This window comes from Streptomyces sp. P9-2 (genome assembly GCF_051903975.1).
Classification (GTDB): Bacteria; Actinomycetota; Actinomycetes; order Streptomycetales; family Streptomycetaceae; genus Streptomyces; species Streptomyces cellulosae.
In genome coordinates, this window is the sequence record NZ_CP192633.1 from 3,037,579 (window position 1) to 3,061,574 (window position 23,996).

At 73.2% G+C, this 23,996-nt stretch carries 22 protein-coding genes, 1 tRNA gene and 2 pseudogenes; 16 read left to right on the forward strand and 9 right to left on the reverse strand.

What is annotated here, in order from left to right:
* The first annotated feature begins 33 nt into the window (after nucleotides 1-33).
* Genes ACQY0Z_RS13930 through ACQY0Z_RS13945 form a run of 4 tightly spaced genes read left to right on the forward strand, consistent with a single transcriptional unit; the run spans nucleotide 34 to nucleotide 2,684 of the window.
* Nucleotides 34-459, forward strand: a complete 426-nt coding sequence (locus ACQY0Z_RS13930) for a roadblock/LC7 domain-containing protein (RefSeq protein WP_019522448.1) — start codon at nucleotides 34-36, stop codon at nucleotides 457-459.
* Nucleotides 456-815 (forward strand): DUF742 domain-containing protein, encoded by a 360-nt coding sequence (locus ACQY0Z_RS13935; protein WP_019522447.1) that lies wholly within the window; start codon nucleotides 456-458, stop codon nucleotides 813-815. The genes ACQY0Z_RS13930 and ACQY0Z_RS13935 overlap by 4 nt, the downstream gene beginning before the upstream one ends.
* The gene (locus tag ACQY0Z_RS13940) at nucleotides 796-1,413 is read left to right on the forward strand and encodes a GTP-binding protein (protein WP_189896551.1); all 618 of its coding nucleotides are present in this window, start codon (nucleotides 796-798) and stop codon (nucleotides 1,411-1,413) included. The genes ACQY0Z_RS13935 and ACQY0Z_RS13940 overlap by 20 nt, the downstream gene beginning before the upstream one ends.
* A complete protein-coding gene (locus ACQY0Z_RS13945) occupies nucleotides 1,410-2,684 on the forward strand; it encodes a cytochrome P450 (RefSeq protein ID WP_189896553.1) in 1,275 nt (424 codons plus the stop codon). Before ACQY0Z_RS13940 ends, ACQY0Z_RS13945 begins: the two co-directional genes overlap by 4 nt.
* A gap of 157 nt (nucleotides 2,685-2,841) precedes the next feature.
* Here ACQY0Z_RS13945 and ACQY0Z_RS13950 read toward each other — a convergent pair whose 3' ends face one another.
* A complete protein-coding gene (locus ACQY0Z_RS13950; RefSeq protein ID WP_189896554.1) occupies nucleotides 2,842-4,068 on the reverse strand; it encodes a cytochrome P450 in 1,227 nt (408 codons plus the stop codon).
* Nucleotides 4,069-4,247: 179 nt separating this feature from the next.
* Here ACQY0Z_RS13950 and ACQY0Z_RS13955 point away from each other — a divergent pair.
* The 4 genes and pseudogenes from ACQY0Z_RS13955 to ACQY0Z_RS13970 form a co-directional block, all read left to right on the forward strand.
* A pseudogene (locus ACQY0Z_RS13955) lies at nucleotides 4,248-4,595 on the forward strand (DUF7873 family protein); the annotation flags it as partial.
* 139 nt (nucleotides 4,596-4,734) lie between these two features.
* A tRNA-OTHER gene (locus tag ACQY0Z_RS13960) sits at nucleotides 4,735-4,857 on the forward strand.
* A gap of 169 nt (nucleotides 4,858-5,026) precedes the next feature.
* Nucleotides 5,027-5,407: a hypothetical protein gene (locus ACQY0Z_RS13965; protein WP_189896555.1), complete on the forward strand. Its 381-nt coding sequence runs from the start codon at nucleotides 5,027-5,029 to the stop codon at nucleotides 5,405-5,407.
* Nucleotides 5,408-5,485: 78 nt separating this feature from the next.
* A complete protein-coding gene (locus tag ACQY0Z_RS13970; protein WP_254586489.1) occupies nucleotides 5,486-6,490 on the forward strand; it encodes an aldo/keto reductase in 1,005 nt (334 codons plus the stop codon).
* Between the two features lie 240 nt (nucleotides 6,491-6,730).
* On the opposite strand, the gene ACQY0Z_RS13975 is transcribed toward ACQY0Z_RS13970, so the two are convergent.
* A complete protein-coding gene (locus tag ACQY0Z_RS13975; protein WP_439812353.1) occupies nucleotides 6,731-7,504 on the reverse strand; it encodes an SDR family oxidoreductase in 774 nt (257 codons plus the stop codon).
* Between the two features lie 137 nt (nucleotides 7,505-7,641).
* Between ACQY0Z_RS13975 and ACQY0Z_RS13980 the strand changes: the two genes are divergently transcribed.
* Nucleotides 7,642-9,297: an alkaline phosphatase D family protein gene (locus ACQY0Z_RS13980; protein ID WP_189896559.1), complete on the forward strand. Its 1,656-nt coding sequence runs from the start codon at nucleotides 7,642-7,644 to the stop codon at nucleotides 9,295-9,297.
* On the opposite strand, the gene ACQY0Z_RS13985 is transcribed toward ACQY0Z_RS13980, so the two are convergent.
* A complete protein-coding gene (locus ACQY0Z_RS13985; protein WP_189896560.1) occupies nucleotides 9,284-10,309 on the reverse strand; it encodes a Gfo/Idh/MocA family protein in 1,026 nt (341 codons plus the stop codon). The two genes, ACQY0Z_RS13980 and ACQY0Z_RS13985, sit on opposite strands and share 14 nt — an antisense overlap.
* Before the next feature lie 139 nt (nucleotides 10,310-10,448).
* Here ACQY0Z_RS13985 and ACQY0Z_RS13990 point away from each other — a divergent pair, with 139 nt between their 5' ends.
* The 4 genes from ACQY0Z_RS13990 (at nucleotide 10,449) to ACQY0Z_RS14005 (ending at nucleotide 14,680) form a co-directional block, all read left to right on the forward strand.
* The gene (locus ACQY0Z_RS13990; protein ID WP_439812354.1) at nucleotides 10,449-11,804 is read left to right on the forward strand and encodes a multidrug effflux MFS transporter; all 1,356 of its coding nucleotides are present in this window, start codon (nucleotides 10,449-10,451) and stop codon (nucleotides 11,802-11,804) included.
* Nucleotides 11,765-12,934 (forward strand): serine hydrolase domain-containing protein, encoded by a 1,170-nt coding sequence (locus ACQY0Z_RS13995; RefSeq protein WP_439812355.1) that lies wholly within the window; start codon nucleotides 11,765-11,767, stop codon nucleotides 12,932-12,934. The genes ACQY0Z_RS13990 and ACQY0Z_RS13995 overlap by 40 nt, the downstream gene beginning before the upstream one ends.
* A gap of 55 nt (nucleotides 12,935-12,989) precedes the next feature.
* Nucleotides 12,990-13,991: a small ribosomal subunit Rsm22 family protein gene (locus tag ACQY0Z_RS14000; RefSeq protein ID WP_347226309.1), complete on the forward strand. Its 1,002-nt coding sequence runs from the start codon at nucleotides 12,990-12,992 to the stop codon at nucleotides 13,989-13,991.
* A 65-nt stretch (nucleotides 13,992-14,056) separates the two neighbouring features.
* Nucleotides 14,057-14,680: a TetR/AcrR family transcriptional regulator gene (locus ACQY0Z_RS14005; protein ID WP_189896563.1), complete on the forward strand. Its 624-nt coding sequence runs from the start codon at nucleotides 14,057-14,059 to the stop codon at nucleotides 14,678-14,680.
* Between the two features lie 60 nt (nucleotides 14,681-14,740).
* Here the strand turns inward: ACQY0Z_RS14005 and ACQY0Z_RS14010 are convergent, their stop codons facing one another.
* The gene (locus ACQY0Z_RS14010; protein ID WP_439812356.1) at nucleotides 14,741-15,622 is read right to left on the reverse strand and encodes a glycerophosphodiester phosphodiesterase; all 882 of its coding nucleotides are present in this window, start codon (nucleotides 15,620-15,622) and stop codon (nucleotides 14,741-14,743) included.
* A gap of 215 nt (nucleotides 15,623-15,837) precedes the next feature.
* On the opposite strand from ACQY0Z_RS14010, the gene ACQY0Z_RS14015 reads away from it, so the two are divergent.
* Nucleotides 15,838-16,572, forward strand: a complete 735-nt coding sequence (locus ACQY0Z_RS14015) for a bifunctional DNA primase/polymerase (protein ID WP_347226307.1) — start codon at nucleotides 15,838-15,840, stop codon at nucleotides 16,570-16,572.
* 16 nt (nucleotides 16,573-16,588) lie between these two features.
* Here the strand turns inward: ACQY0Z_RS14015 and ACQY0Z_RS14020 are convergent, their stop codons facing one another.
* The 5 genes and pseudogenes from ACQY0Z_RS14020 to ACQY0Z_RS14040 form a co-directional block, all read right to left on the reverse strand.
* Nucleotides 16,589-17,596, reverse strand: coding sequence for a hypothetical protein (locus tag ACQY0Z_RS14020; RefSeq protein ID WP_347226306.1), 1,008 nt, complete (start codon nucleotides 17,594-17,596; stop codon nucleotides 16,589-16,591).
* Nucleotides 17,571-17,693, reverse strand: a pseudogene (locus ACQY0Z_RS14025) (iron transporter); the annotation flags it as partial. The pseudogene ACQY0Z_RS14025 and the gene ACQY0Z_RS14020, both read right to left, overlap by 26 nt.
* A 25-nt stretch (nucleotides 17,694-17,718) precedes the next feature.
* Nucleotides 17,719-18,540, reverse strand: coding sequence for a heme ABC transporter ATP-binding protein (locus tag ACQY0Z_RS14030; RefSeq protein WP_347226305.1), 822 nt, complete (start codon nucleotides 18,538-18,540; stop codon nucleotides 17,719-17,721).
* A 190-nt stretch (nucleotides 18,541-18,730) separates the two neighbouring features.
* Complete coding sequence (locus ACQY0Z_RS14035; protein ID WP_381725408.1) at nucleotides 18,731-19,816, reverse strand: FecCD family ABC transporter permease; 1,086 nt, start codon at nucleotides 19,814-19,816, stop codon at nucleotides 18,731-18,733.
* 2 nt (nucleotides 19,817-19,818) lie between these two features.
* A complete protein-coding gene (locus ACQY0Z_RS14040) occupies nucleotides 19,819-20,835 on the reverse strand; it encodes a heme/hemin ABC transporter substrate-binding protein (RefSeq protein ID WP_381725386.1) in 1,017 nt (338 codons plus the stop codon).
* Nucleotides 20,836-20,939: 104 nt separating this feature from the next.
* Between ACQY0Z_RS14040 and ACQY0Z_RS14045 the strand changes: the two genes are divergently transcribed.
* Together ACQY0Z_RS14045 and ACQY0Z_RS14050 are read left to right on the forward strand one after the other, a co-directional pair.
* Nucleotides 20,940-22,364 (forward strand): HtaA domain-containing protein, encoded by a 1,425-nt coding sequence (locus tag ACQY0Z_RS14045; RefSeq protein WP_439812357.1) that lies wholly within the window; start codon nucleotides 20,940-20,942, stop codon nucleotides 22,362-22,364.
* 32 nt (nucleotides 22,365-22,396) lie between these two features.
* Nucleotides 22,397-23,917: an HtaA domain-containing protein gene (locus tag ACQY0Z_RS14050; protein ID WP_439812358.1), complete on the forward strand. Its 1,521-nt coding sequence runs from the start codon at nucleotides 22,397-22,399 to the stop codon at nucleotides 23,915-23,917.
* Nucleotides 23,918-23,996 lie beyond the last annotated feature (79 nt).

The following is a 23,996-nucleotide window of genomic DNA, read 5'->3' on the forward strand; positions in this document are numbered from 1 at the left end:
GCCAGGCCGGACACCACCGTCCCAACACCCACCATGCAGACCACGACCACCGACAACAGCCTCAACTGGCTCCTGCAGGGTCTTCTGGAGCGGACCCCCGGCGCACGGCACGCCCTGGTCCTGTCCCGGGACGGCCTCAAGCTCTGCTGGAGCGAGCACCTGACCCTCGACCTCGCCGACCAGCTCTCGGCCATCTGCTCCGGCATCCAGGCCCTCGCCCAGGGCGCCTCGATGGAGTTCGGCGACGGCACCGGCGGTGTACGGCAGTCGATGACCGAGTTCCACGGCGGTCTGCTGTTCATCGTGGAAGCCGGCCAGGGCGCCCACCTCGCCGTCGTCGCCGGTGAGGACGCCGACCCGGGCGTGGTCGGGCACCAGATGATGGAGCTGGTCGAGCAGATCGGCGACCACCTGCGGGCCGAACCCCGAACCGAGGCCGCGGGGAGCGGCACCTCGTGACCCCCCGCAAACCCGTAGACACGGGTGACCCGGACCGGCTCTACACCGTCACCGGCGGGCGCAGCCGCGCCGACGAGTCCTTCGACCTGGTCACCCTGATCGTCAGCGAGAGCGCGCCGACGCCGGGGATGCAGTCGGAGCACGCCCGGATCCTCGAGCTGTGCGAACACCCCGTCGCCGTCGTCGAGATCGCCGCGGAACTCGGGCTGCCGGTCACGGTCGTACGCATCCTGCTCGGTGACCTGCTGGACACCGGGCGCATCACCGCGCGCCACCCGCGCGCGGCGGCGTCCGTCGCCTCCCTGCCCGATTCCGCCCTACTCCAAGAGGTGCTCCATGGACTCCGCAACCTCTGAGCTGCCCACCCACCGCACACCCCTCCGCGACACCGCGGAGACGGGGCTGAAGATCGTCGTCGTGGGCGGGTTCGGCGTGGGCAAGACGACCCTGGTCCGCTCGGTGAGCGAGATCCGGCCGCTGAACACCGAGGAGGTGATGACGCAGGCCGGCGTGGGCGTCGACGAGACCGAGGGAGTGGCGGCGAAGACCACGACCACCGTCGCCTTCGACTTCGGACGGATCAGCCTCAACGACCGCATGGTGCTGTACCTGTTCGGCGCGCCCGGGCAGGAGCGGTTCTGGTTCCTGTGGGACCGGCTGTTCTCCGGCACCCTCGGCGCCGTCGTCCTCGTCGACACGCGCCGGATGGACGACTCGTGGTACGCCATCGACCGGCTGGAGCACCACCGAACGCCGTTCGTCGTCGCCGTCAACCGGTTCGACGACGACGGCGTCCGGCACTCCCTGGACGAGATACGCCAGGCGCTCGCCCTTCCCGAGCACGTGCCGATGGTCGACTGCGACGCCCGGGTCCGGGCCTCCGGCAAGGACGTGCTGATCACCCTCGTGAACCACCTCCATGACCTGGCCACCGCCAAGGAGGCGACACTGTGACCGATCAGGCCGATCCCTTCGCGCAGCAGGCCGGAATCACACCGCCCCCGGGGTGCCCCGCGCACGCCGGGGCGGTGGGCCTCACCGGGCTGGACTTCCAGCAGACGCCGTCCGAGCTGTACCGCACGATGCGCCGCGAGCACGGCCCCGTGGCGCCGGTGCTGCTCGACGGCGGCATCCCGGCCTGGCTGGTGCTGGGCTACACCGAGCTCACGTACGTCACCAACCACGACGAGCTGTTCGCACGGGACTCGCGGCGCTGGAACCAGTGGGAGAACATCCCGTCGGACTGGCCGCTGCTGCCGTACGTCGGCTATCAGCCGTCGGTGCTGTTCGCCGAGGGCGAGGAGCACCGGCGGCGGGCCGGTGTGATCACCGACGCGCTGGAGGGCGTCGACCAGTTCGAGCTGGCCAACGAGTGCGGCCTGATCGCCGACGACCTCATCCGCGGGTTCGCCGGCAGCGGCCAGGTCGAGCTGATGTCCGACTACGTGCACCCGCTGCTGATGCGCGCCGTCGTGCAGATGTGCGGGATGCCCGCGACCGGTGAGGACACCCGGCAGCTCGTCGACGACCTGCGCATCTCCCTGGACGCGGCGGAGGGCGAGGACCCGGTCGCCGGGTACAACCGGGTGGGCGAACGGCTGCGCCAGCTGGTCAAGGAGAAGCGGATGGCGCCCGGCCCGGACGTCACCTCGCGGATGGTGACGCACCCGGCGGGGCTCTCGGACGAGGAGATCGTCCAGGACCTCATCTCCGTGATCTCGGCGGGCGAGCAGCCGACGTCCAACTGGGTCTGCAACACGCTGCGTCTGCTGCTCACCGACGAACGCTTCGCCGTCAACGTCTCGGGCGGCCGGCTCAGCGTCGGCGAGGCGCTCAACGAGGTGCTGTGGCTGGACACGCCGACGCAGAACTTCATCGGGCGCTGGGCGGTACGGGACGTACAGCTCGGCGGCCGGCAGATAAGGGCGGGCGACTGCCTGGTCCTGGGCCTGGCCGCGGCCAACACCGACCCGCAGATCTGGCCCGAGGGGCACGTCGGCGCGGAGAACGCGGCGCACCTGTCCTTCAGCAACGGCGAGCACCGCTGCCCGTACCCGGCCCCGCTGCTGGCGGACGTGATGGCCCGTACGGCGGTCGAGACGCTGCTGGAGCGGCTGCCGGACCTGGTGCTGTCCGTGGAGCCGGAGGAGCTGGTCTGGCGTCCGTCGATCTGGATGCGGGGCCTGATGGAACTGCCGGTGCAGTTCACGCCGGTGGTGCAGTAGCCCTCACCGGGGGACAGGCGGCGGGGTCTGGACGTCCGGCGTCAGGCGTCGGGCGGCACGACGACGGGCGCTGCCCCCGCGGCGGACAGGCCGGAACGGAACCCGGCCCGGGGCGGGGGCGGCGCGTGTGACGGTGGGCGCGGACCGCCGACCGTGCTCAGCCCTGGACCGGCGTGAACCGCACCGGGAGGCTCTGCACGCCGCGGGTGAACACACCCTGCTCGGCAGGCTGGAACCCGTCGGCGAGGCGGACGTCCGGCATGGCGTCGAGGAGCTGGCTGATGCCGACCTCCACCTCGGCCTTGGCCAGCAGCGCGCCGACGCAGAAGTGCCGGCCGAGCGCGAAGGCCAGGTGGTCGGCGGCGGCGGAGAAGGCCTTGGTGGTGGCCAGGTCCTCGCGGAAGATGTCGAACCGGTCGGGGTTCGCGTAACGGCGCTCGTCGCGGTTGGCGGCGCCGATCAGGCAGGTGACGGTGGAGCCGGCGGGGATGGTGCCGCTGCTGAGGGTGACCTCCGTCGAGGACTGCCGCATGATCATGTGGACCGGCGGGGTGTAGCGCAGGGTCTCGGCGAAGGCGCGGGGTATCAGCGAGCGGTCGGCGCGGACGGCCTCGAGCTGGTCGGGGTGCGCGAGCAGGTTCGCGAAGATGCCGGCGATGGCCTTGTCGGTGGTCTCGCCGCCGGCGGCCAGCAGCAGGCTGCAGAACGCCTTGACGTCCTCGTCGCTCATCCGCACGCCGTCGACCTCGGCGCTGCACAGCGCGGACAGCAGGTCGTCGCCCGGGTTCTCGCGGCGCTCGCGGATGATCGGCAGCATGTACTCGGCGAACTCCAGCCGGGTCCGCTCGCCGGCCTCCGTCACCTCGGGGTCGCCGGCCAGGTTGCCGAGGAAGGCGATGACGGCGGTGTACCAGCGGTGGAAACGGGGGTGGTCGGCCTTGTCGAGGCCCAGCATGTCGGCGATGACGTTGACCGGGAAACGGGTCGCGTAGTCGTCGACCAGGTCGGCCGAGCCCTTGTGGCGGAAGGCGTCGATCAGTTCACGGGAGTTGCGCTCGATGACCGGCAGGAACTTCTGCTCCAGGTCGCTGCCGCGGAAGGCGGGCGCGACCAGGGCGCGGCGGACGGCGTGCTCACGGCCGCTCATCTGCAGGATCGTCTTGCCGTGCACCGGCTCGAGCTGCCAGGCGTAGTTGTCGGTGGTGAACTCGCCGGCCTTGTCCTTGAAGACGCGCTCGACGTCCTCGTAGCGCGAGACGATGTAGCTCTTGGTCGCCTCGTGCCAGATGAGGGGCGCGGTCTCGCGCATCACGCGGTAGGCCGGATAGGGGTCGGCGGCGAACTCGGGCGAGAGGATGTCGGGCACCTGCTGGGCGGTGGACATGGGGCTCCCTGCGATCGTGATTCATTTACTGCACAAGGTTATTGATCATCTGTCAGCGGCGACAGACCGCCTGATGGCCAGATTTGTTTGAACAATGAACAGGCCGAAAATCGCCCCCGGTTGGAGGGCGGGTGCCCGCGTCGATGTCGTCCGGCGGACACCGTGGAGGGTGATGTCGGCCGGCCCTCGACGCCGCGGAGTCCTGGTCCCTCGACCCGTCCACGGACTGGTGGAAGACGGACCCGGTGCGCACCATCCGCACGAAGAAGGTGCCGCGCAACCACGTCAAGGCGGAGGCCACGGAGAAGCACCCGGCGCAGGTCGAGGTGTACTACGAGGACGTGCCGATCGGTTACTGGACCACGGTGAAGTTCTCCGGCGCCCTTCCGGCGCGGCGGGTGAACGAGCTGCTGGAGCGGGTGGAGAAGCTTCAGCAGGCCGTGAAGTTCGCCCGTGAGGAGGCCAACGGCACCGAGGTCACCGACCAGCGGGTCGGCGACGCGGTGTTCGGTTACCTGTTCGGCTGACGCGCGGCGCGGCCACAGGTGGCATCCACGATCGCCCCCGCGTGCGAGCGCGGGGGTGCGCTACGGGGCGCGGGCCGGGTGAGGACCGGTTCGCGCCGGGAGCGCAAGCTGAAACTGAAGTTCAGCCTGAAGAGCGGTCGTCGCAGAGGCGGCCGCGGTCAATCTCAGACTCTCGCTCCAGTCTCAGCATCGCCGCCGATCGCCGGACCGAACGGGGGCGGACGGACGCCGTCGGATGCGAGTTCGACTCTCGCCTGCGCCTCTCTTCTTGGCGCGGTAGTTCAAAGGAAGAACACGACGGCATGATGACTGATCCGTCCTCATGCGCCGCCGGCGTGCGAATGGGGTGGCATCCCCAGGGGCCCGGGAGCTGGATACGACTCCCGGGCCCCGCCACGTCCGCGCTCCGCGCTCCGCGAGAGGGTGGACTCGTGACCTACCTCGCCGTGTTCGGAAGGAAGGCCGGCCAGGCCGTCGACCGGGACGACCTGACGCGATCCCTCCGCACGCGCTGGCCCGACGCGCGGATCTCCGTGACCAGCCCCGATACACCTGGACGCGAAGTGCGGGACGTGACGTGGCAGTACGAGGAGGCAGGCGACCGTCTCGAAGGCCGTTCCCACGCCGACGGCACCTGCCTCTACCTCGAAGGCCCACTGCACCTCGCGGTGCGCTTCGCGTGCTGGTACCGACGCCTGGTCCCTGCGACGGAGGAGCTGATCTTTTGCGACGACACGTACGCCTTCGCGGTACCCGTCACGGTGGGGGCGACCCCCGGGAGCGTCGAGCGGGCGGTGGCAACGGGCGAGTGACTCCCCGCGTCCCGTCGCCCGCCGGAGATCGACAACCCCCTTGCCCTGGCGCGCACTCCAACTCCTACCGTCCCTGGCATGGAGTTCACACGCACACTGGGACGCAGTGGTATCCAGGTCAGCGCGCTCGGGTTCGGGTGCTGGGCCATCGGTGGGGAGTGGCGGGACAGGGCCGGGCAGCCGCTCGGGTGGGGGAAGGTGGACGACGACGAGTCCGTACGGGCGATCCGGCGCGCCCTCGATCTCGGCGTCACCTTCTTCGACACCGCCGACGTCTACGGCACCGGGCACAGCGAGCTGATCCTCGGCAGGGCCCTCGGCCCGCGGCGCGACGATGTCGTCGTCGCCACCAAGTGGGGCAACCTCTTCGACCCCCGTACCCGCACCGCCTCCGGCACCGACGACTCCCCGGAGCACCTCCGCCGTGCCCTGACCGCCTCCCTGCGCCGGCTCGGCACCGACCACGTCGACCTGTACCAGCTACACATCGCCGACGCCGACCCCGAGCGGGCGGCCGTGCTGCGCGACGCGTGCGAGGAACTGGTCGCGGAGGGGCTGATCCGGGCGTACGCCTGGAGCACCGACGACCCCGCCCGCGCCGCCGTGTTCGCCGAAGGGCCGCACTGCGCCGCCGTGCAGCACGCGCTCAACATCCTCGACGACGCCCCCGAGATGCTGCTGCTCTGCGAGAAGGCCGGCCTCGCGTCCGTCAACCGCAGCCCCCTCGCCATGGGGCTGCTCACCGGCAAGCACCGCGGCGGCCGGCCGCTCGAGGCCGGGGACATCCGCAGCCGTCCGCCCGCCTGGCTGCGGGGCTTCGGCGACGGCAGCGGCGCCGACCCCCAGTGGCTGGCCCGCGTCGACGCGCTGCGGGACGTCCTCACCAGCGGCGGCCGCAGCCTCGCCCAGGGCGCCCTCGCCTGGCTCTGGGCACGCAGCCCGCGCACCGTTCCCATCCCCGGCTTCCGCTCCGTCGCCCAGGCGGAGGAGAACGCCGGTGCGCTGGCCAAGGGGCCTTTGAGCGAGCGGCAGATGACGGAGGTCGAGCACATCCTCCAGCGACGAGCGGCAGGGGCCGCGTAAGACGTGCGGCAGCCGTTCCACCCGCCGGCGTGTACCCGCGGTCCCGCGCGGGTCCACCCCCAGCCGGCGGTGTGGAACGGCTGCCGCCTCCCCCCTGGATGTGGCTCAACGGAAGACCGCTGCCTCAACTGTGAAGCTTTGGTGCAGAGAAGTTGAGCATAGATTCTCCACCGGCCGCAATGGGGCGGATGTGTTAATTCCGGTTGTGGGGATCACCCGGCCCCCGCGGCGCGGATCGCCTCAGCCCCGCCCCACGTACGGCATCCCCGTCGCCAGCACCGTCGCGAACTGCACGTTCGCCTCCAGCGGCAGCTCCGCCATGTGCCGCACCGTGCGCGCCACGTCCGCCACGTCCATCACCGGCTCCGGCGCGATCTCCCCGTTCGCCTGCGGTACCCCCCTCCGCATGCGCTCCGTCATCTCCGTCGCCGCGTTGCCGATGTCGATCTGGCCCACCGCGATGCGGTACGGACGCCCGTCCAGCGCCAGCGACTTGGTCAGGCCCGTCAGCGCGTGTTTCGTGGCCGTGTAGGCGACCGACCGCGGGCGCGGCACGTGCGCCGACACCGAGCCGTTGTTGATGATCCGGCCGCCCTGCGGGGTCTGCCCCTTCATCTGCCGGTACGCCGCCTGCGCGCACAGGAACGCCCCGTTGAGGTTGGTGTCCACCACGTGCCGCCACGCCTCGTAGGGCAGCTCCTCCACCGGCACCCCGCCCGGGCCCGACGTACCCGCGTTGTTGAACAGCAGTTCCACCCGGCCGAAGCGCCCGGCCGTCGCCGCGAACAGAGCCTCCACCTCCGCCGGTTGGGACACGTCCGTCGGAATCACCAGAGCCTGTCCGTCGTCCCCCGCCGTCTCCTCCAGCGCCTGGGCCCTGCGCCCCGCCAGCGCCACCGCCCAGCCGCCGCGCAGCAGTTCACGGGTCACCGCGCGTCCGATGCCGGAGCCCGCCCCGGTGACCACCGCGACCCCGGTCCGCCCGTCCCGTCCGTCCGTTTCCTTGGCGTTCATGGGCCCGCAGCGTACGGGAGGGTTCGCCATGCGGACCTCATACGACCGTCATCCGGATGCTGTGTACGCGTCAACGTGACGTCGTCCCCGGCCACTGCAATTCCTCCCGTACCCACCCGTCCCGCAGGGGAGGACCCATGACGCAGGACCTCAGGACACCCCACGGCCGCCCGTCCCACCACCCCGAACTCCGCGCCGCCGCCCGACACATCGGCCGCCGCCGTTTCCTGACCGCCACCGGCGCCGCCGCCGCGCTCGCCTTCGCCGTCGGTGTGCCCGGCGCGGGCACCGCGGCCGCCGCCGAGCTGGACGCGGGCCGGCTCCCCGCCGACCCCTTCACCCTCGGCGTCGCATCCGGCGACCCGCACCCCGACTCGGTGCTGCTGTGGACCCGCCTCGCCCCCTCCCCGTACCAGGCCGACGGCGGGCTGCCCGCCCGCCGCGTCACCGTCGAGTGGGAACTCGCCCTGGACGCCCGCTTCCGCAGCGTCGTCAGACGCGGGAAGACCACCGCCCACCCGGAGTTCCACCACACCGTGCACGTCGAGGCGGGCGGGCTCGCCCCCGGCCGCGTCTACCACTACCGCTTCCGCGCCGGCCGCCACGTCAGCCCGGTCGGCCGCACCCGCACCGCCCCCGCCGCCCACAGCCGCGCCGACGCCCTGACCTTCGGCGTCGTCTCCTGCCAGCGCTACGATCAGGGCTACTACACCGCCTACCGGCACCTCGCGGACGAGGACCTCGACGTCGTCTTCCACCTCGGCGACTACCTCTACGAGTACGCCGTCAACGACGCCGCCGGCGCCCGCGCCTACCCGGCCGGCACCCTGCCCTCCGGCCTCTTCGGCCACGAGACCGTCACGCTGGAGGACTACCGGCTGCGGTACGCCCTCTACAAGTCCGACCCCGACCTCAGGGCCGCGCACGCCGCGCACCCCTTCGTCGTCACCTGGGACGACCACGAGACCGAGAACAACTACGCCGACGACACCCCCGAGAACAGCGTCCCGCCGGAGGAGTTCCTGCTGCGCCGGGCCGCCGCCTACCGCGCCTACTGGGAGAACATGCCGCTGCGCCGGCCCCAGCTCCCCGAGGGCCCCGACCTGAGGCTGTACCGCCGGCTGCACTGGGGCCGGCTCGCCCAGTTCGACGTGCTCGACACCCGCCAGTACCGCTCCGACCAGGCCTACGGCGACGGCTGGCAGTATCCGGGACCGGACTCCGAGGACCCCTCGCGCACCCTCACCGGCGCCGCCCAGGAGCGCTGGCTGCTCGACGGCTGGCGCCGCTCCGACGCGGTGTGGAACGTCGTGCCGCAGCAGGTCACCTTCTCCCAGCGGCTCGACACCCCCACCCCGCCCGCCAAGGTCTCCATGGACTCCTGGGACGGCTACCCGGCCTCCCGCGAACGCGTCCTGGCCGGCGCGCAGGCCGCCGGCGTCGAGAACCTGATGGTCCTCACCGGCGACGTGCACGTCCACTACGGCTTCGACATCAAGCGTGACTTCGCCGACCCCGGCTCGAAAACCGTGGGCACCGAGATCGTCACCACGTCCGTCACCAGCGGCGGCAACGGGTCGGAGAAGCCCGCCAATCACGGCAACCTGACCGCCGCCAACCCGCATCTGAGGTTCTACAACGGCCTGCGCGGCTACACGACCGTCACCCTCGGCCAGCAGCAGGCGCGCGCCGACTTCAAGACGGTCTCCCACGTCACCACGCAGGGCGCGCCGCTCACCACCGCCGCCTCCTTCGTCACGGAGGCGGGTGACCCGGGGCTCAAGCCGGCGTGACCGCCAGGCCGTCGGCCTCCTCGCCCGGGTAGCGGACGCCGACGCGGTCCCGGATCGTGTCGAGCGTCCGCATCACGGCGAGGGTGCCGTCCAGCGGGACCACCGGCGACTCCGTCTCCCCGGCCCGCAACGCCCGCATCACCTCCGCCGCCTCGTGCTTGAGGCTCGCCCGCGGACCGTGGGCCGGGTCGGCGGTGAACTCCTCGGCGTCCCGCCCGTCCCGGCGCAGCACGAACCGCTCCGGGAAGAAGAAGCCGTCCGGGATGTCGATCCGGCCCTCCGACCCGGTGACCGACGCGGAGGTGGCCGTACCGCCCACGATGGAGCAGTGCACCGAGGCGAGGGCGCCGTTCTCCCAGGAGAGCAGCGCCCCTGTCTGCAGGTCGACGCCCTCCTCGGAGAGCATCGAGCGCGCCACGACGTCCGACGGCTCCCCGAGCAGCAGGTGCGCGAACGACACCGGGTACACCCCGAGGTCCAGCAGCGCGCCGCCGCCGAGCGCGGGGTCGCGCAGCCGGTGCGTGGCCGGGAACGGACCCGAAAGCCCGAAGTCCGCCTGCACATGGCGTACTTCGCCGATCGCGCCGTCGGCGACCAGCGCCTTGAGGCGGCGCACCATGGGGTGGCAGTACATCCACATGGCCTCCATCAGGAAGCGCCCGCCGTCCCGCGCCAGCGTGACCAGTTCGGCCGCCTCGCGCACGTTCAGCGTGAACGGCTTCTCGCACAGCACGTGCTGCCCGGCCTCCAGCATCATCCCGGCGGCCGCGCGGTGCGCCGAGTGCGGGGTCGCGACGTACACGACGTCGAGGCCGTCGTCCGCCGCGAGCGTCTCCCAGTCGCCGTAGGCGCGCGGTATGCCGAACCGGTCGGCGAAGGTCTTGGCCGACTCCACCGAGCGGGACGCCACCGCGACGACCTCGGCGTCGGGCATGTCCACCAGGTCCGCCGTGAACGTCGCGGCCATGCCGCCGGTCGCCAGGATCCCCCAGCGCACCTTCTGCTCTGTCATCCGTCCCACCCTGATCGTGTCGTTCGCCGTATCGTCGACGAAGGCCGATGGAAGCGCTCCCATGACATCGCCGTCGACGCCGAGCACTCCGTACGAGCTGAGAGCATAGGGAGCCGATGGCATGAAAAGGGAGGGGCACATGCCCGAGGGTGGGGCGTCCATATCGAAATCGACTCATAACGGGATGCCGGGCGCGGGGGCGGGGGCCGGGGCCGGGGCGGTGGCCCCTCCGGGCGCGGCGGCGGCTCCGCCGGGACGGCGCACCGGCGGCGGGGCGCCGCGGGCCGGCGCGCTGGTCACCTTCATCCTCGGCGGCCTGACCGCCGTGACGCCGCTCGCGATGGACATGTACCTCCCGGCCCTGCCGGAGGTCACCCGGTCGCTGAGCGCGCCCGCCGCGACCGTCCAGCTCACCCTCACCGCGTGTCTGGCAGGCATGGCGCTCGGGCAGCTCGTGGTCGGCCCGATGAGCGACCGCTGGGGCCGGCGCCGTCCGCTGCTCGTCGGTCTCGTCATCTACGTCGTGGCCACCGCGCTGTGCGCCTTCGCGCCGACCGTCGAACTCCTCGTCGCCTGCCGGCTGGCGCAGGGGCTCGCGGGCGCCGCCGGCATCGTCATCGCGCGAGCGATCGCCCGTGACCTGTACGACGGCGTCGCCCTGGCCCGCTTCTTCTCCACCCTCATGCTGATCTCCGGCATGGCGCCGATCCTGGCGCCGCTGATCGGCGGTCAGGTCCTGCGGTTCACCGACTGGCGGGGCGTCTTCGTCGTCCTCACGATCCTCGGCGTGCTGCTGACGGCGCTCGTGTGGACGAAGCTGCCCGAGACGCTGGCGCCCGCCGACCGGCACGGCGGGAACGTCCGCGAGGCCCTGGCGCCGATGCGCCGGCTGCTCGCCGACCGGGTCTTCACCGGCTACATGCTCGCCGGCGGCTTCGCCTTCGCCTCCCTCTTCTCGTACGTCGCGGCCTCCCCGTTCGTCATGCAGGAGATCTACGGCGCCTCCCCGCAGACCTTCAGCCTGCTGTTCGGGCTCAACTCGATCGGCCTGATGATCATGGGTCAGGTCAACGGGAAGATCCTGGTCGGCCGGGTCCGGCTGGACAAGGCGCTCGGCGCCGGACTCGCCGTCGTGGTCGCCGCCGCGACGGCGCTGCTGCTGATGTCGGTGGGTGTGTTCGGTGAGACGGGCCTGGTGCCGGTCGCCGTGGCGCTGTTCGTACTCATGTCGTCCATGGGCGTCGTCATGCCCAACACCCAGACGCTTCCGCTGATGCGGGCCCGGCACGCGGCCGGCTCCGCGTCCGCCCTGCTCGGCACGACGTCCTTCCTCATCGGCGCGATCGCCTCCCCGCTGGTCGGCATCGCCGGCGAGGACACCGCCGTCCCGATGGCCGTCGTCCAGCTGGCCTCCGCCCTGGTGGCGACGGCCTGCTTCCTGGGAATGTGCCGCCCGTGGAAGAGCGGGACGAACACGAAGGGCGGGGGCGTCTGAGCACCCCGCGACTGCGCCGGGGCACGCCGGAACGCGCCGGGCTGGACGCCGGCGAACTGCGGCGCCTGGCCGAGGAGGTCCGCGCCCGCACCGAGGGGCCACGGCCCTGGGCGGCGGGCGCGGTGGTGGTCGTCGGACGCGGTCCGGTGATCGCCGTCGAGGAGGCGGCGGGCTGGGCGGTGCGGTACGCCGGCTGGGACGAGCACGCCGACGCGCCCGTGGAGCTGCCGCCGGAGCAGCGGGTGCCGATGACCGTGGACACCCCGTTCGACCTGGCCTCCCTCACCAAGCTGTTCACGGCCGTGGCCGCCGTGCAGCAGATCGAGCGGGGCACGCTGGGCCTGGACTCGCGCGTCGGCACGTACCTGCCGGACTTCACGGCGGCCGTACGGCACGGCATCACGGTGCGCCACCTGCTCACCCACACTTCCGGGCTGCGCCCCGAACTGCCCCTGTACGACTGCGCCGACGACGCGGAACGCCTGGCACTGCTGCGTGCGGAACGCCCGGTCGCCGCGCCCGGCACGTACCGCTACTCCGACCTCAACATGCTGCTGCTCCAGCACGTCCTGGAACGGCTCACCGGCCGCCGCCTCGACGTGCTGGTGCGCGACGGCATCACCCGGCCGCTCGGCATGGACGCGACCGGGTTCGGGCCGTGCCCGACGGCGGCGGCGACCGAGGACCAGCGGCGGCCGTGGGCGAAGGCGGACCGGGGGATGCTGCGGGGCGAGGTTCACGACGAGAACGCCTGGGCGCTGGGCGGGATCGCCGGCCACGCCGGCCTCTTCTCCACGGCGGGCGACCTGGCGGTCTTCTGCCGCACCCTGCTGGCGGGCGGCTCCTACGGCCCGGCCCGCGTCCTGGGCCCGGACCACGTCGACCTGATGCTCCGCCCCCCGGGCCTGGGCTTCGCCGTCGACCAGCCGTACTTCATGGGCGCCCTCGCGGGCCACGGCGCGGCGGGCCACACCGGCTTCACCGGCACGTCCCTGGTCCTCGACAGAGCCACGGACACCTTCACCGTCCTCCTCGCCAACACGGTCCACCCCCGCCGCCCGACCCCACCGGACAGCACACCCCGCGCGGAGGCGGGGACGCGGGTGGCGCGGGCGGTACGAGGGCGGTGAGGGGGCTCGCCCCGGGGGAAACAGAGGCCCCCGGAGGGGGCAATAGAATCTCCGGGTGAACGCCCCCGCCCCCCTCCCCGCCGCCGACTCCCTGCGTGCCGCCCTCACCGGGCTGCTGGACGGGGTGCCCTCGCGGCAGGCCGCCGCGGCTGTCGAGCGGCTGATCGCGCACTACCGGGGCGCCACCCCCACCGACACCCCCATCCTGCGCGACCGCGCCGACGTGGCCGCGTACGCCGCGTACCGGATGCCCGCCACCTTCGAGGCGGTGCACTCCGCGCTGCGGGCCTTCGCCGACGCCTTGCCCGGGTGGGCGCCCGGGAGCCATGTCGACGTGGGCGGCGGGACCGGCGCGGCGGCGTGGGCGGTGAGCGCGACCTGGGACGGGGAGCGGCCGGTGACCGTGTTGGACTGGGCCGCGCCCGCGCTCGACCTCGGCCGTGAACTGGCCGCCGGCCACCCCGCCCTGCGCGGCGCCCGCTGGGAGCGCGCCCGGATCGGGTCCGCGCTCACCCTGGAGCCGGCCGACCTCGTCACCGTCTCCTACGTCCTCAACGAACTCACCGCCCCCGACCGCGCCGCCCTCGTCGACGCCGCCGCCGGCGCCGCCCAGGCCGTGGTGATCGTGGAGCCCGGCACCCCCGACGGCTACGCCCGCATGATCGAGGCCCGCGACCGGCTGATCGCCGCCGGTTTCCACGTGGCCGCGCCCTGCCCGCACAGCGCGGCCTGCCCCATCGTGCCCGGCACCGACTGGTGCCACTTCTCCGCGCGCGTCAGCCGCTCCTCGCTGCACCGCCAGATCAAGGGCGGCACCCTCCCCTACGAGGACGAGAAGTTCAGCTACGTCGCCGCGACCCGGCTGCCGGTCACCCCGGCCCCCGCCCGCGTCGTCCGCAAGCCCCAGATCCGCAAGGGCCAGGTCCTCCTCGACCTCTGCGAGAAGGACCCGGCCCTGAACCGCACCACGGTCACCAAGCGCCACGGCGCCCTCTACCGCGCCGCCCGCGACACCGGCTGGGGCGACCCCTGGCCGCCGCCGTCCGCGCAGGACTGACCGCCTGAGCATCAGCCCCGCGTCCGGCGAGACGCATCGTCTTGTCAACCTGATAAATTCGGGCCATGGCCCGGAACCAGTCGTCGTCCGCCCCCGACACCTCGCGCCGCAGCGAGCGGTCCCGTCGCGCCATCTACGACGCCGCCCTCGCCCTCGTCGCCGAGGTGGGGTACCCGAAGACCACCATCGAGGGGATCGCCTCCCGCGCCGGCGTCGGCAAGCAGACGATCTACCGCTGGTGGTCGTCGAAGGCCGACGTGCTGCTCGAGGCGTTCCTCGATCTCGGCGACCAGGCCGCCGAGGCCGCCGGACAGATGCCGTACACCATCCCCGACACCGGCGACCTCGCCGCCGACCTCAAGGGCGTCCTGCGCGCCACCGTCGACGAGCTGAGCGACCCCGCCTTCGAGGCGCCCTCCCGCGCCCTGGCCGCCGAGGGCGTCGTCAACGAGGAGCTCGGCCGCCGCTTCGTCGCCGAACTCCTCGGACCGCAGCTCGAGCTCTACGTCGAGCGGCTGCGCGCCGCGCAGGAGACCGGGGAGGTCCGCCCCGACATCGACCCGCGCATCGCCCTGGAGCTCTTCGTCTCCCCGCTCGCCCAGCGCTGGCTGCAGTACACCGGCCCCATCACCTACGAGTACACCGACACCCTCGTCGACTACGCCCTGTACGGCCTCGCCCCCCGCTGAACCCGCACCTCACCGTCCGTCACCGAGCTGACCGGCCTCGCCCCCCGCTGAACCCGCACCTCACCGTCCCGTCACCGAGCTGACCGGCCCCGGCACCCGCGCCCTGTACCGCGCCAGCCGCCCCGGCGCGTCCGTGAGGACGCCGTCGCAGCCGAGCGCCAGGGCACGGTCGCGCTGGGCCGGGGTGACGACGGTGTGCGCCCACACCCGCGGGATCCCCGACCGCACCGCCCGCTTCACATCCCCGTCCCGCGCGCGGATGTCGACGTCCAGCAGGTCGACGAAGGAACGCCACCGCTCGGGCCGGTCGGTGCGCATCTGCTCGGCCGAGCGCCACACCTGGGTCAGCAGCCCCAGCCGGTGCACCCGCTCCGCCACCCGGGGGTCGTTGGTGTTGACGAACACCGACCGGGTCAGCCCCCGCTCCCGGATCATCCCCGCCACCCGCCCGAGCCCGGCCGGGTCCTTCAGCTCCAGCATCAGCAGGATCCGCCCGCCCAGCCGGTCCAGCACCTCCTCGACCGTCGGCGGCGGCTCCGACCGCCAGCTCCCGGGCAGCCGGTCGCGCGGACGCAGCCGCACGCCCTTCCACTCCTCCGCGTCCAGCTTCCGCACCAGCCCGCCCAGGAAGGTCGTACGGTTCAGGGTCGCGTCGTGGAAGACCACCGGCGTGCCGTCCCGCAGCACCCGGGTGTCGAGGTCCAGCACCTGCGCCGTACCCCGCCGGTACGCCGCCATCAGCCCCGACATGCTGTTCTCCGGCACCTCGCGTGCCCCGCCGCGGTGCGCCACGTACGTCACCCGGGGCAGCGAGTCCACCGTCAGCGGGCCGTCGCCCCACTCCAGCGGGTGCGAGCCGCCGTGCCCGGTGAGCGTCAGCGTGGCCAGGGACACCACGGACACCAGGGCGGCCGGCGCCGACGACGCGATCCACGTGACCATGGCGCCACGGTAGGCGGGCCCGCCAGGGCGAACCGTGCACCGACACCCGGTCCGCGGCCGCCCGGCGGATGTCCTCTTCGCCCCACCGGTCAGCTTCCGCCCGGTGCCGTCACCCTCGTCCCACCTGCGGTGATTACGCGCTCCGGGCCCCCGATGCGCACGATCGTGGGACCATAGGGCATGCTGGAGCGCACGACGGCGAGGCGAGGGGATAGATGAGCGCGGACTTCGGCGGCCGGAGCGGCCGGCAGGGCAAACTCTCCCAGTGGCTGCGAGGACGCCGCCCGAAGCAGGCCGCCGGTGACGACGGCCGTGAGGCCCTGCTGCTCGCCGCCGCCGAAGCGGGACTGCCCCTCGCGCCCGCCGCGCACCCCGCCGGCTACCGCTGTTCCTGCGACCGCGTGGGCTGTCCCACCCCCGCCCGGCACCCCGTCTCCTTCGCCTGGCAGACCCAGTCGACCACCGACCGCGCCCAGATCGAGCGCTGGGCCCGCCACCAGCCGCAGGCCAACTTCATCACCGCGACCGGCATGATGCACGACGTCCTCGACGTCCCCCTCGACGCGGGCCGCGAGGCCCTGGAGCGCCTGCGGACCGACGGGGTCGAGGTCGGCCCGGTCGCCGAGAGCGACGACGGCCGCATGCTGTTCTTCACCCTCACCCGGGGCACCCCCGAGGACGAGGACGAGTGGTGGCCCTGCGAGCTGGACTGCCATCCCGAGACCATGGACGAGCATCCCGGACTGCGCTGGCACTGCCGGGGCTCCTACGTCCTGGTCCCCCCGGCCCGCCTCCCCGGCGACGACGACCCGTCGGTCCGCTGGGTACGCGGCCCCGAGCACGCGCTGCCCGACCCGCTGAGTCTGCTGGAGTACCTCACGGACGCCTGCGCCCGGTACGCGGACGGCCGCCCCGACCCCACCGGCGCCGCCTGGCCCCTCCGCCACTGACCGGCGCGGCCCGCTCCTACTCGCCCTTCGCGGACGTCAGCCCCTGGATCCGCCCCAGCACCTCCACCGGCCCTTCCGCCGGGTCCAGCGCCACCTCGTTCGACACGAACTGCATCGTCAGCGACTGACGTATCTCCCCGCTGGTCAGCGCCAGCACGTCCTCGTTCGGCGTCGGCACCGTCGCCCCGGCCGCCGCCGTCTGCTTCTCGAAGTGCCGCGTCGTGAAGAACACCAGCGCCCCGCCGTCCGCCGTGCGCAGCGCCAGCGGCGCGTAGTCGCCGTTCACCAGCGGCTCGTCGATGTACTGCGTCGCCAGACCCGGCCGCACCGACTTCTGCTTCCGATTGTCCCGCCACCCGCTGGTGTGCGGGCCCTCCGCGAAACCCTCCCCGCCGTCCTTGAGATACGTGGCGTACTTCTGGCTCAACTCGCCCGGCGCGACGGCGACTTCGGTGGAGTTCGCGGGCACGGCCTCGGCCCGGCCGTCCTTGTCCTTCTTGAACTCCGGCACGTCGTCCGGGGACACCAGCGTCAGGAACGCCACCTCCCACGGGTCGTCCAGCGCGTCGCGGGTGAACACCAGCAGCCAGCGGACGTCACCGCCCTTGTTGGCGGCGGTGTCGGCGAGGAACCAGCGCGGCCAGCCCGCCTTGGCGGGGATGGTGAACTTCGCGTCGGTCAGCTCCAGCGGCGCGTGGTTCGGGTTGCCGTCCGGATGGTTGACCTTGCCCGCCTTGAGCCGCGCCCCGTCGATGTCGGCGAGCGCGCCGGTGGTGCGGTCGGCGTCCAGGGAGGAGTCGTACGCCTTGTCGGCGGCGTTGTACGCGGCCGTGAACTCCTTGAGCGCCTCGGCGGCTTCGGCGCGGGTGGCCGCCGGCAGCACCTCACGCTCGCCGTGCACGACCACACAGCCGCTCGCCGTCAACGCCAGCGCGGTCGCGGAGGCCGCGACCAGCACGGTACGGCGGGTCCCGCGGGTCCCGCGGAGTCCGTGGAGCCTACGAAGACCGAGATCCCTGCTCATCCGGTTGCTTCACCTTCCCCTTCCCGGAGGCGAACCCTACCGGGACCGCCACACGCCCGGACGCGGGGACCGGTCACAGCAGCCACACCGTGATCTGACGCCGGCCCGGCGGGCACCCGCCCTCACCGCTCCCTCACGGGGAGCACCAGCGCCGCCCCCGTCCGCGGATGCGGCACCACCTGGACCGGCTGGTCGTAGACCTCCGACAGGAGGGACTCCGTGAAGATCTCCTCCGGGGGACCGGCCGCCGCGACCCGGCCCGCTCGCAGGACCGCCACCCGGTGGGCGTAGGCCGCGGCGAGGCCGAGGTCGTGGAGGACCACCACCACCGCGTCCCCGGCCCGCGCCCGCTCCCGGCACAGCCGCAGCACCAGCTCCTGATGGCGCAGGTCGAGCGCGGCCGTCGGCTCGTCCAGCAACAACAGCGGCGCGCGCTGGGCGAGGACCCGGGCGAGCGCCACCCGGGCGCGTTCGCCGCCGCTCAGCGCGGAGAAAGGGCGCGCCGCGAACGCGGTCACCTCGGTCGCGGCCATCGCCTCGGCGACGGCCGCCTCGTCGTCCTCCGGGTCGAGCGCGGCCCAGGGCGCCCGCCCCATCCGTACGACCTCCTCCACCGAGAAGGGAAAGCTCAGCGTGGACGACTGCGGCAACACCGCACGTCTCAGGGCGAGTTCGGGTGCGGACCAGTCCGAGGCGGGGCGCCCGTGAATCCGTACGGCACCGTCCGAGGGTGCGACGTCGGCGGCGAGGGCGCCCAGCAGGGTGGACTTCCCGGCCCCGTTGGGCCCGACGAGCGCGAGCAGTTCACCCGCCCGAACGGCCACGTCCACACCGTGAAGCACGTCCCGCGCCCCGAGCCGGACGCGAAGCCCTTCAGCTGCGGCAAGGACGTCGCCGGGGGAGACGGGAGCCGGGGGAGCGGGACGAGAACGAAGCAGACGCATGAAAGGTCCTTCCAGACAAACACCCTGAGGGGCGCGGGGAACTGCGCGCCCGGTCCCCACCGGACCCGCGAACGGCACTCGACAACGGGAAGGGGCCGGGGGCTGACGGACGAACGGCGGGGCGGACCCCCTCAGGGGGGCGGGGAACTGCGCGCCCCGCCCCCGCCCCTGCCGCAGACGGGACACAACCTCACGCCCACCCCCCATGCCGCCGCCGCGTCCTCCTCAACAGCCAGAAGAAGAACGGACTCCCGAGGAGCGCCGTCAGCACCCCCAACGGCAACTCCGCCGGCGAGGCAACCGTACGGGCCGCCAGATCCGCCGCCAGCAGCACCAGCGCGCCCAGCAACGCACTGCCCGGCAGCAGGAACCGGTGCCCCGGCCCGGCGGCCATCCGCAGCAGATGCGGGACGACCAGTCCGACGAACCCGATGATGCCGGACACACTCACCGCCGCCGCGGTCAGCAGCGCGATCACCAGCACCAGCACGATCCGCAGCCGCTCCACGTCCACCCCCAGGTGGCGGGCGGGCCGCTCGCCCAGCGCCAGCAGGTCCAGCCGGCGGGCGTACAGCGGCGCGACGCCCAGTCCGAGCACCGCGCACGGCAGCACCGCCAGCACCTTCGGCCAGGTGGCCTGCGACAGCGATCCGAGCTGCCAGAAGGTGATCTGGTTGACGGCGGCGGTGTCCGCGAAGAACAGGAACAGCCCGATCAGCGCGCCCGCGAACGCGTTCACCGCGATACCGGTGAGGATCAGCGTCACCACCTCGGTCCGCCCGCCCGAACGGGACATCACGTACACGAGCAGCACGGTGACGAGACCCGCGACGAACGCGAGCAGCGACACCGTCCAGTTGCCCGCGAAGTTCAGCCCCAGCGCGATGGCCCCCACCGCGCCGACCGCCGCGCCGGAGGAGACGCCGATGACGCCGGGTTCGGCGAGCGGGTTGCCGAACACGCCCTGCATCAGCGCGCCCGCGCACCCCAGCGACGCCCCGACCAGCAGGGCGAGCACGATCCGGGGGAACCGCACGTTCCACAGCACCGACTCGGCGACCCGGTCCAGTTCCGTGCCGCCGAGCCCCAACCGGTGCTGCACGGAGGCGATCACGTCTCCGACAGGCACGGGATAGGCGCCGGTGTGGGCCGCCACGGGCACCAGCACGACGAGCGCGGCGACCAGCCCGGCCGTCAGCAGCCACGGAACACCACGCCGCCGGGCGGGCGGAGCGGCCTCCCGGGGGGACGTACCGGAAGGCGTCTTGGCCGGCAGGCTCACCGCGCACCGCCCTCGCCGTACAGCTGCTCCACCACGGACGCGAGCACCTGGTCCGTACGCGGCCCGTAGTTGAGCAGCACGCCGTCCTCGACGGAGACGATCCGCCGGTCCATCCCGGCCGGGGTCTGCGCGATGCCGGGGATCTTCACCAGCCCGTCGACGCCGCCGACCGACTCCAGCCCCTTCGACATCACGAGCAGCGCGTCGGGCGCCGCCTCGGCCAGCGCCTCGCTGGTGATGGTGGTGAAGTCCTTCTCCAGGCCGGACTCGGCGCCCGCGTCCACCGCCCCGGCCGCCTCGATCAGCGAGGTGGCGCCGGAGCCCTTGCCGCCGATCAGGTACACGGAGGCGGAGCCGCGCAGGTACAGGAAGGCGACCCGTGGCTTCTCCTTCCCCGCCGGCACCGACTCCGCGACGGCGGCGACGCGTTCCTCCGTACGCCGGGTCAGCTCCTCGCCCGCCGACGGCACGCCGAGCGCCTCGGCGACGGCCGCGATGCGCGGGCCGACGTCGTCGAGCCCGGTGGCGGCCCCGACGACGAGGACGGGCACGCCGGCCGCGCGGATCTGGTCCATGGCCTCGTCGGGGCCGGTGCCGGACTCGGCGATCACCAGGTCGGGGCGCAGGGACAGCACGCTCTCGGCGGAGACGTCGTGGCCCCGGGTGACGACGGGCAGGTCGGCCGCCTGCTCGAAGGTGGCGGTGACGTCCCGGGCGACGACCCGCTCCCCGAGACCCAGCGTGAACACGATCTCGCTGAGGCTGCCGGAGAGCGGGACGACCCGCTCCGCCCGCTCCACCGTCACCTCCCGGCCGTCGGCGGAACGGACGGTCACCGGGAGCTTCGGCTCCGGAGTGCCGGCGAGGGGTTCGACGCGGTCGGCCGTCTCCGCGGAAGCGGCGGTGGCGGTGGGTGAGGCCGCGTCGGAGGAGCCTCCGCACGCGGTCATGGTGAGGGAGAGGGCGAGCACGGACAGCAGTGCTCCCGCCAGTTCTGTGCGCAAGCGTCGCACGGTTCCGTCCGTTCCTTCCGGCTGTGGGTGGATGTTGACCGAGGTGCAGCTTAGGTTAGCCTTACCTTCGTTCGCTACCGGCCCCCGCCTCCGGAGGACTTCCCATGCCCACGCGTCTTCGCGTCCTGGCCGCCGTGCTCTGCGCGGCCGTCCTGGGCGCGCTCGTCCCGGCCACGACGGCGCACGCCGAGGGCCGTACCGTCCAGGGCGGCAGGCTCGACTGGGGCATCAAGACGTCGTTCCAGCGCTACATCACCGGCCCCGTCGCGAAAGGGAGTTACGCCCTCACCGGCGGTGCGGCCACGGTCGGCGGCAGCGGCTTCCGCTTCCACTCGGCGACCGGGACGTACGACGGCGGCACGGGCGCCTTCCGCGCCGCCTTCTCCGGTGGGGTGCACTTCACGGGGCACCGCACCGACAGCGGCGCGTACCAGCTCGACCTGACCCTCGCCAACCCCACCGTGTCCGTATCGGGCGGCTCCGGCACCCTCTACGTGGACGTCACCGGCAAGGCGAAGGACACCGGGGCGGTCACGACGTCCCGTCAGGTGCCCTTCGCCTCCCTCTCCCTCGGCGGCATCGACATGCGCGGCGGCGGCGCCTCCGTCGTCCTGAACAACCTGCCCGCCACCCTCACCGCCCAGGGCGCCGCCTCCTTCGCCGGCTACTACACGGCCGGCACCGCCCTCGACCCGGTCAGCCTCTCCGCCGACGTCCAGCAGGCGAGGAGCACGGCGACCGAGAGCCCCGCCACGAAGAGCCCGCAGCCGAAGACGACGGAGAAGGCGGCCGTGAAGAGCACCGCGCTCGTCGACGGCGCCGTCGACTGGGGCGTGCGCCGCACCTTCCGCGAGTACGTCACCGGCGACATCGCCCGCGGCAGCTGGGCCCTGACCTCCGGCGCCCTCGACGGCGGCGCCCTCTTCCGCTTCCCCGGCGGCCAGGGCACGTTCGACGACGGCGACCTCACCGCCGCCTTCCGCGGAGCCGTCCGCTTCACCGGCGACCACGGTCTCGACCTGCGGCTCACCGGCGTCCGCGTCACCGTCGACGACGGCAAGGGCACCCTGTACGCCGACGTCACGTCACCGGACCACACCGGCCGCAAGGTCCCGCTGGTCACCTTCACCGCCAAGAACCTCGAGGCGAGGAACGGCCTCGTCACCGTCACCGAGGCGCCGGCGAAGCTCACCGTCCGAGGCGCCGAGGCCTTCGGCGGGATGTACCCGGCGGGCACCGCGATGGACCCGGTCACCCTGGCCGTCGCCCTCACCGACACCGCCGAACTCCCCGCCCTGCCCGACCTGGGCAGCGAACCCACCGCCACCCCGACGGCGTCCCCGTCCCCCTCCGACGCCTCGCTCGAGCCGGTCGCGCGGGCCACCGGGCCGGACGACGACGGCACGTCCCCCGTACTTCCCCTCTCCCTCGCGGCCGGATCCCTGCTGGTGCTCGCCGGCGCGGCCGCACTCCTCGTCCGCAGGCGCCGCGCAGGCCAGGACGCCGCGGACACCCCGCAGAACCACTGATCCCTTCCACCCTCCCGAGGAGACACCCCGCCATGTCCGCAAGACGCCGCCGCCCCCTCGCCCTCGCCGCCGCGGTCGCCACGGCCGCCGCCCTCGGCGCCACGGCCGCCCCCTCCGCCTCCGCCGCCGAGATCCCCCTCTCCGGCTACGAACTGACCTGGGGCATCAAGGAGTCGTACCGCACCTACGTCGCCACCTACGCCCAGGGCGTTTTCACGCCCGCCGCGGGCGCGAGCCAGGCGGGGAACAACGGCGCGTTCACCTTCACCGGAGGCACGGGCACCTACGACTCCACCACCCACGTGATGTCGCTCGGCTTCCAGGGCGAGCTGAACATCAAGTCGGCGGCGCACCGCTTCGAACTCACCCTGTCCGACGTGAAGTTCGACAGCGGCAAGGGCGAGATCACCGCCGACGTCGAGCGGAACGGCACCACCGAGGACGACGTCCCGCTCGCCACCGTCACGGTCACCCGGGCGATGACCGACATGGCCACCACGCTCACCGAGGAGGCGGGCGAGGTCTTCGGCAGCGACAAGTACGCCGGCGCGGCGGGCGACCCGCTGACCGTCGTGAAGAAGGCCGACCCGGAACCGGAGCCCGAGCCCTCGACCACCGAGCCCGTCACCACCCCTCCAGCGACCCCCACCACCGAGCCCGAGCCCACCGCTTCGGCCACCCCGACGGCCGGCCCCACCGCCTCGCCCACCACGCAGGCCCCGACGCCCACCCCGACCGCCACCGCCTCCCAGTCCACCGCGCCCGCCACCCGGGGTGAGATAGCCGACGGCGCCCTCGACTGGGGCGTGAAGCAGTCCTTCCGTACGTACGTCACGGGCCCGGTCGCCAAGGGCACGATCACCGCCTCGGACGGCGCCACCCAGGCCTCCGGCAACGGCGCGTTCACCTTCTCCGACGCCACCGGCACCTACGACACCGAGGCCGGCACCCTCACGGCCGCCTTCAAGGGGGCGGTCACCTTCAAGGGCCACGAGCACGACGGCGCCCACAGCCTCGACCTCACGTTCAGCGACCTGCGGGTGAACCTGAGCAAGGGCAAGGGCACGCTGTCCGCCGACGTCGACGACCTCGGCGAGACCACCCAGGACGTCGTCCTCGCCGACCTGACCGCCCCGTCGGCCGCGCTCACCGCGAAGGACGACGTCATCACGCTCGACGGCGTGACCGCCACCCTCACCGAGGCCGGCGCCGAGGCCTTCGGCGGGTTCTACGCCGCCGGCGCGGAACTCGACCCGGTGAGCCTGGCCGTGGCCCTCACCGAGGGCGCGGAGCTGCCCGCCGGCACGGGCGGCACGGACGGCGGCGACAACGGCACGGGCGGCAGCGGCACGGACACGGACGGCGGCTCGGACGCCTCCGGCTCCACCACCGGCGGTGTCGGCTCGACCGTCGGCGGCGACCAGGGCGGCAGCCTCGCCAGCACCGGCTCCGACGTCCCGGTCGGCGCTCTCGGCGCTGCGGCCGGCGTGGCCGTGGCCGCCGGAGCGGGCGTCGTCCTCGCCCTGCGCCGGAGGCGCCCGGCGGCCGAGTGAGCCACGGGGACGCAGGCCGTCCCCCCATGTGACGCGTCGCCACGCGGCGGAAGGGCGCCCTCACCCCGGGGGGCGCCCT

What these genes read in the sequence shown, in the direction of transcription:
- ACQY0Z_RS13980 (WP_189896559.1), top strand. Translation starts at nt 7,642, where the DNA reads ATGACGCAGGACCTCAGGACACCCCACGGCCGCCCGTCCCACCACCCC.
- ACQY0Z_RS14045 (WP_439812357.1), top strand. Translation starts at nt 20,940, where the DNA reads ATGCCCACGCGTCTTCGCGTCCTGGCCGCCGTGCTCTGCGCGGCCGTC.
- ACQY0Z_RS14015 (WP_347226307.1), top strand. Translation starts at nt 15,838, where the DNA reads ATGAGCGCGGACTTCGGCGGCCGGAGCGGCCGGCAGGGCAAACTCTCC.
- ACQY0Z_RS13975 (WP_439812353.1), bottom strand. Translation starts at nt 7,504, where the DNA reads ATGAACGCCAAGGAAACGGACGGACGGGACGGGCGGACCGGGGTCGCG.
- ACQY0Z_RS13940 (WP_189896551.1), top strand. Translation starts at nt 796, where the DNA reads ATGGACTCCGCAACCTCTGAGCTGCCCACCCACCGCACACCCCTCCGC.
- ACQY0Z_RS13990 (WP_439812354.1), top strand. Translation starts at nt 10,449, where the DNA reads ATGCCCGAGGGTGGGGCGTCCATATCGAAATCGACTCATAACGGGATG.
- ACQY0Z_RS14005 (WP_189896563.1), top strand. Translation starts at nt 14,057, where the DNA reads ATGGCCCGGAACCAGTCGTCGTCCGCCCCCGACACCTCGCGCCGCAGC.
- ACQY0Z_RS14020 (WP_347226306.1), bottom strand. Translation starts at nt 17,596, where the DNA reads ATGAGCAGGGATCTCGGTCTTCGTAGGCTCCACGGACTCCGCGGGACC.
- ACQY0Z_RS13930 (WP_019522448.1), top strand. Translation starts at nt 34, where the DNA reads ATGCAGACCACGACCACCGACAACAGCCTCAACTGGCTCCTGCAGGGT.
- ACQY0Z_RS14010 (WP_439812356.1), bottom strand. Translation starts at nt 15,622, where the DNA reads ATGGTCACGTGGATCGCGTCGTCGGCGCCGGCCGCCCTGGTGTCCGTG.
- ACQY0Z_RS14050 (WP_439812358.1), top strand. Translation starts at nt 22,397, where the DNA reads ATGTCCGCAAGACGCCGCCGCCCCCTCGCCCTCGCCGCCGCGGTCGCC.
- ACQY0Z_RS13970 (WP_254586489.1), top strand. Translation starts at nt 5,486, where the DNA reads ATGGAGTTCACACGCACACTGGGACGCAGTGGTATCCAGGTCAGCGCG.
- ACQY0Z_RS14030 (WP_347226305.1), bottom strand. Translation starts at nt 18,540, where the DNA reads ATGCGTCTGCTTCGTTCTCGTCCCGCTCCCCCGGCTCCCGTCTCCCCC.
- ACQY0Z_RS13950 (WP_189896554.1), bottom strand. Translation starts at nt 4,068, where the DNA reads ATGTCCACCGCCCAGCAGGTGCCCGACATCCTCTCGCCCGAGTTCGCC.
- ACQY0Z_RS13985 (WP_189896560.1), bottom strand. Translation starts at nt 10,309, where the DNA reads ATGACAGAGCAGAAGGTGCGCTGGGGGATCCTGGCGACCGGCGGCATG.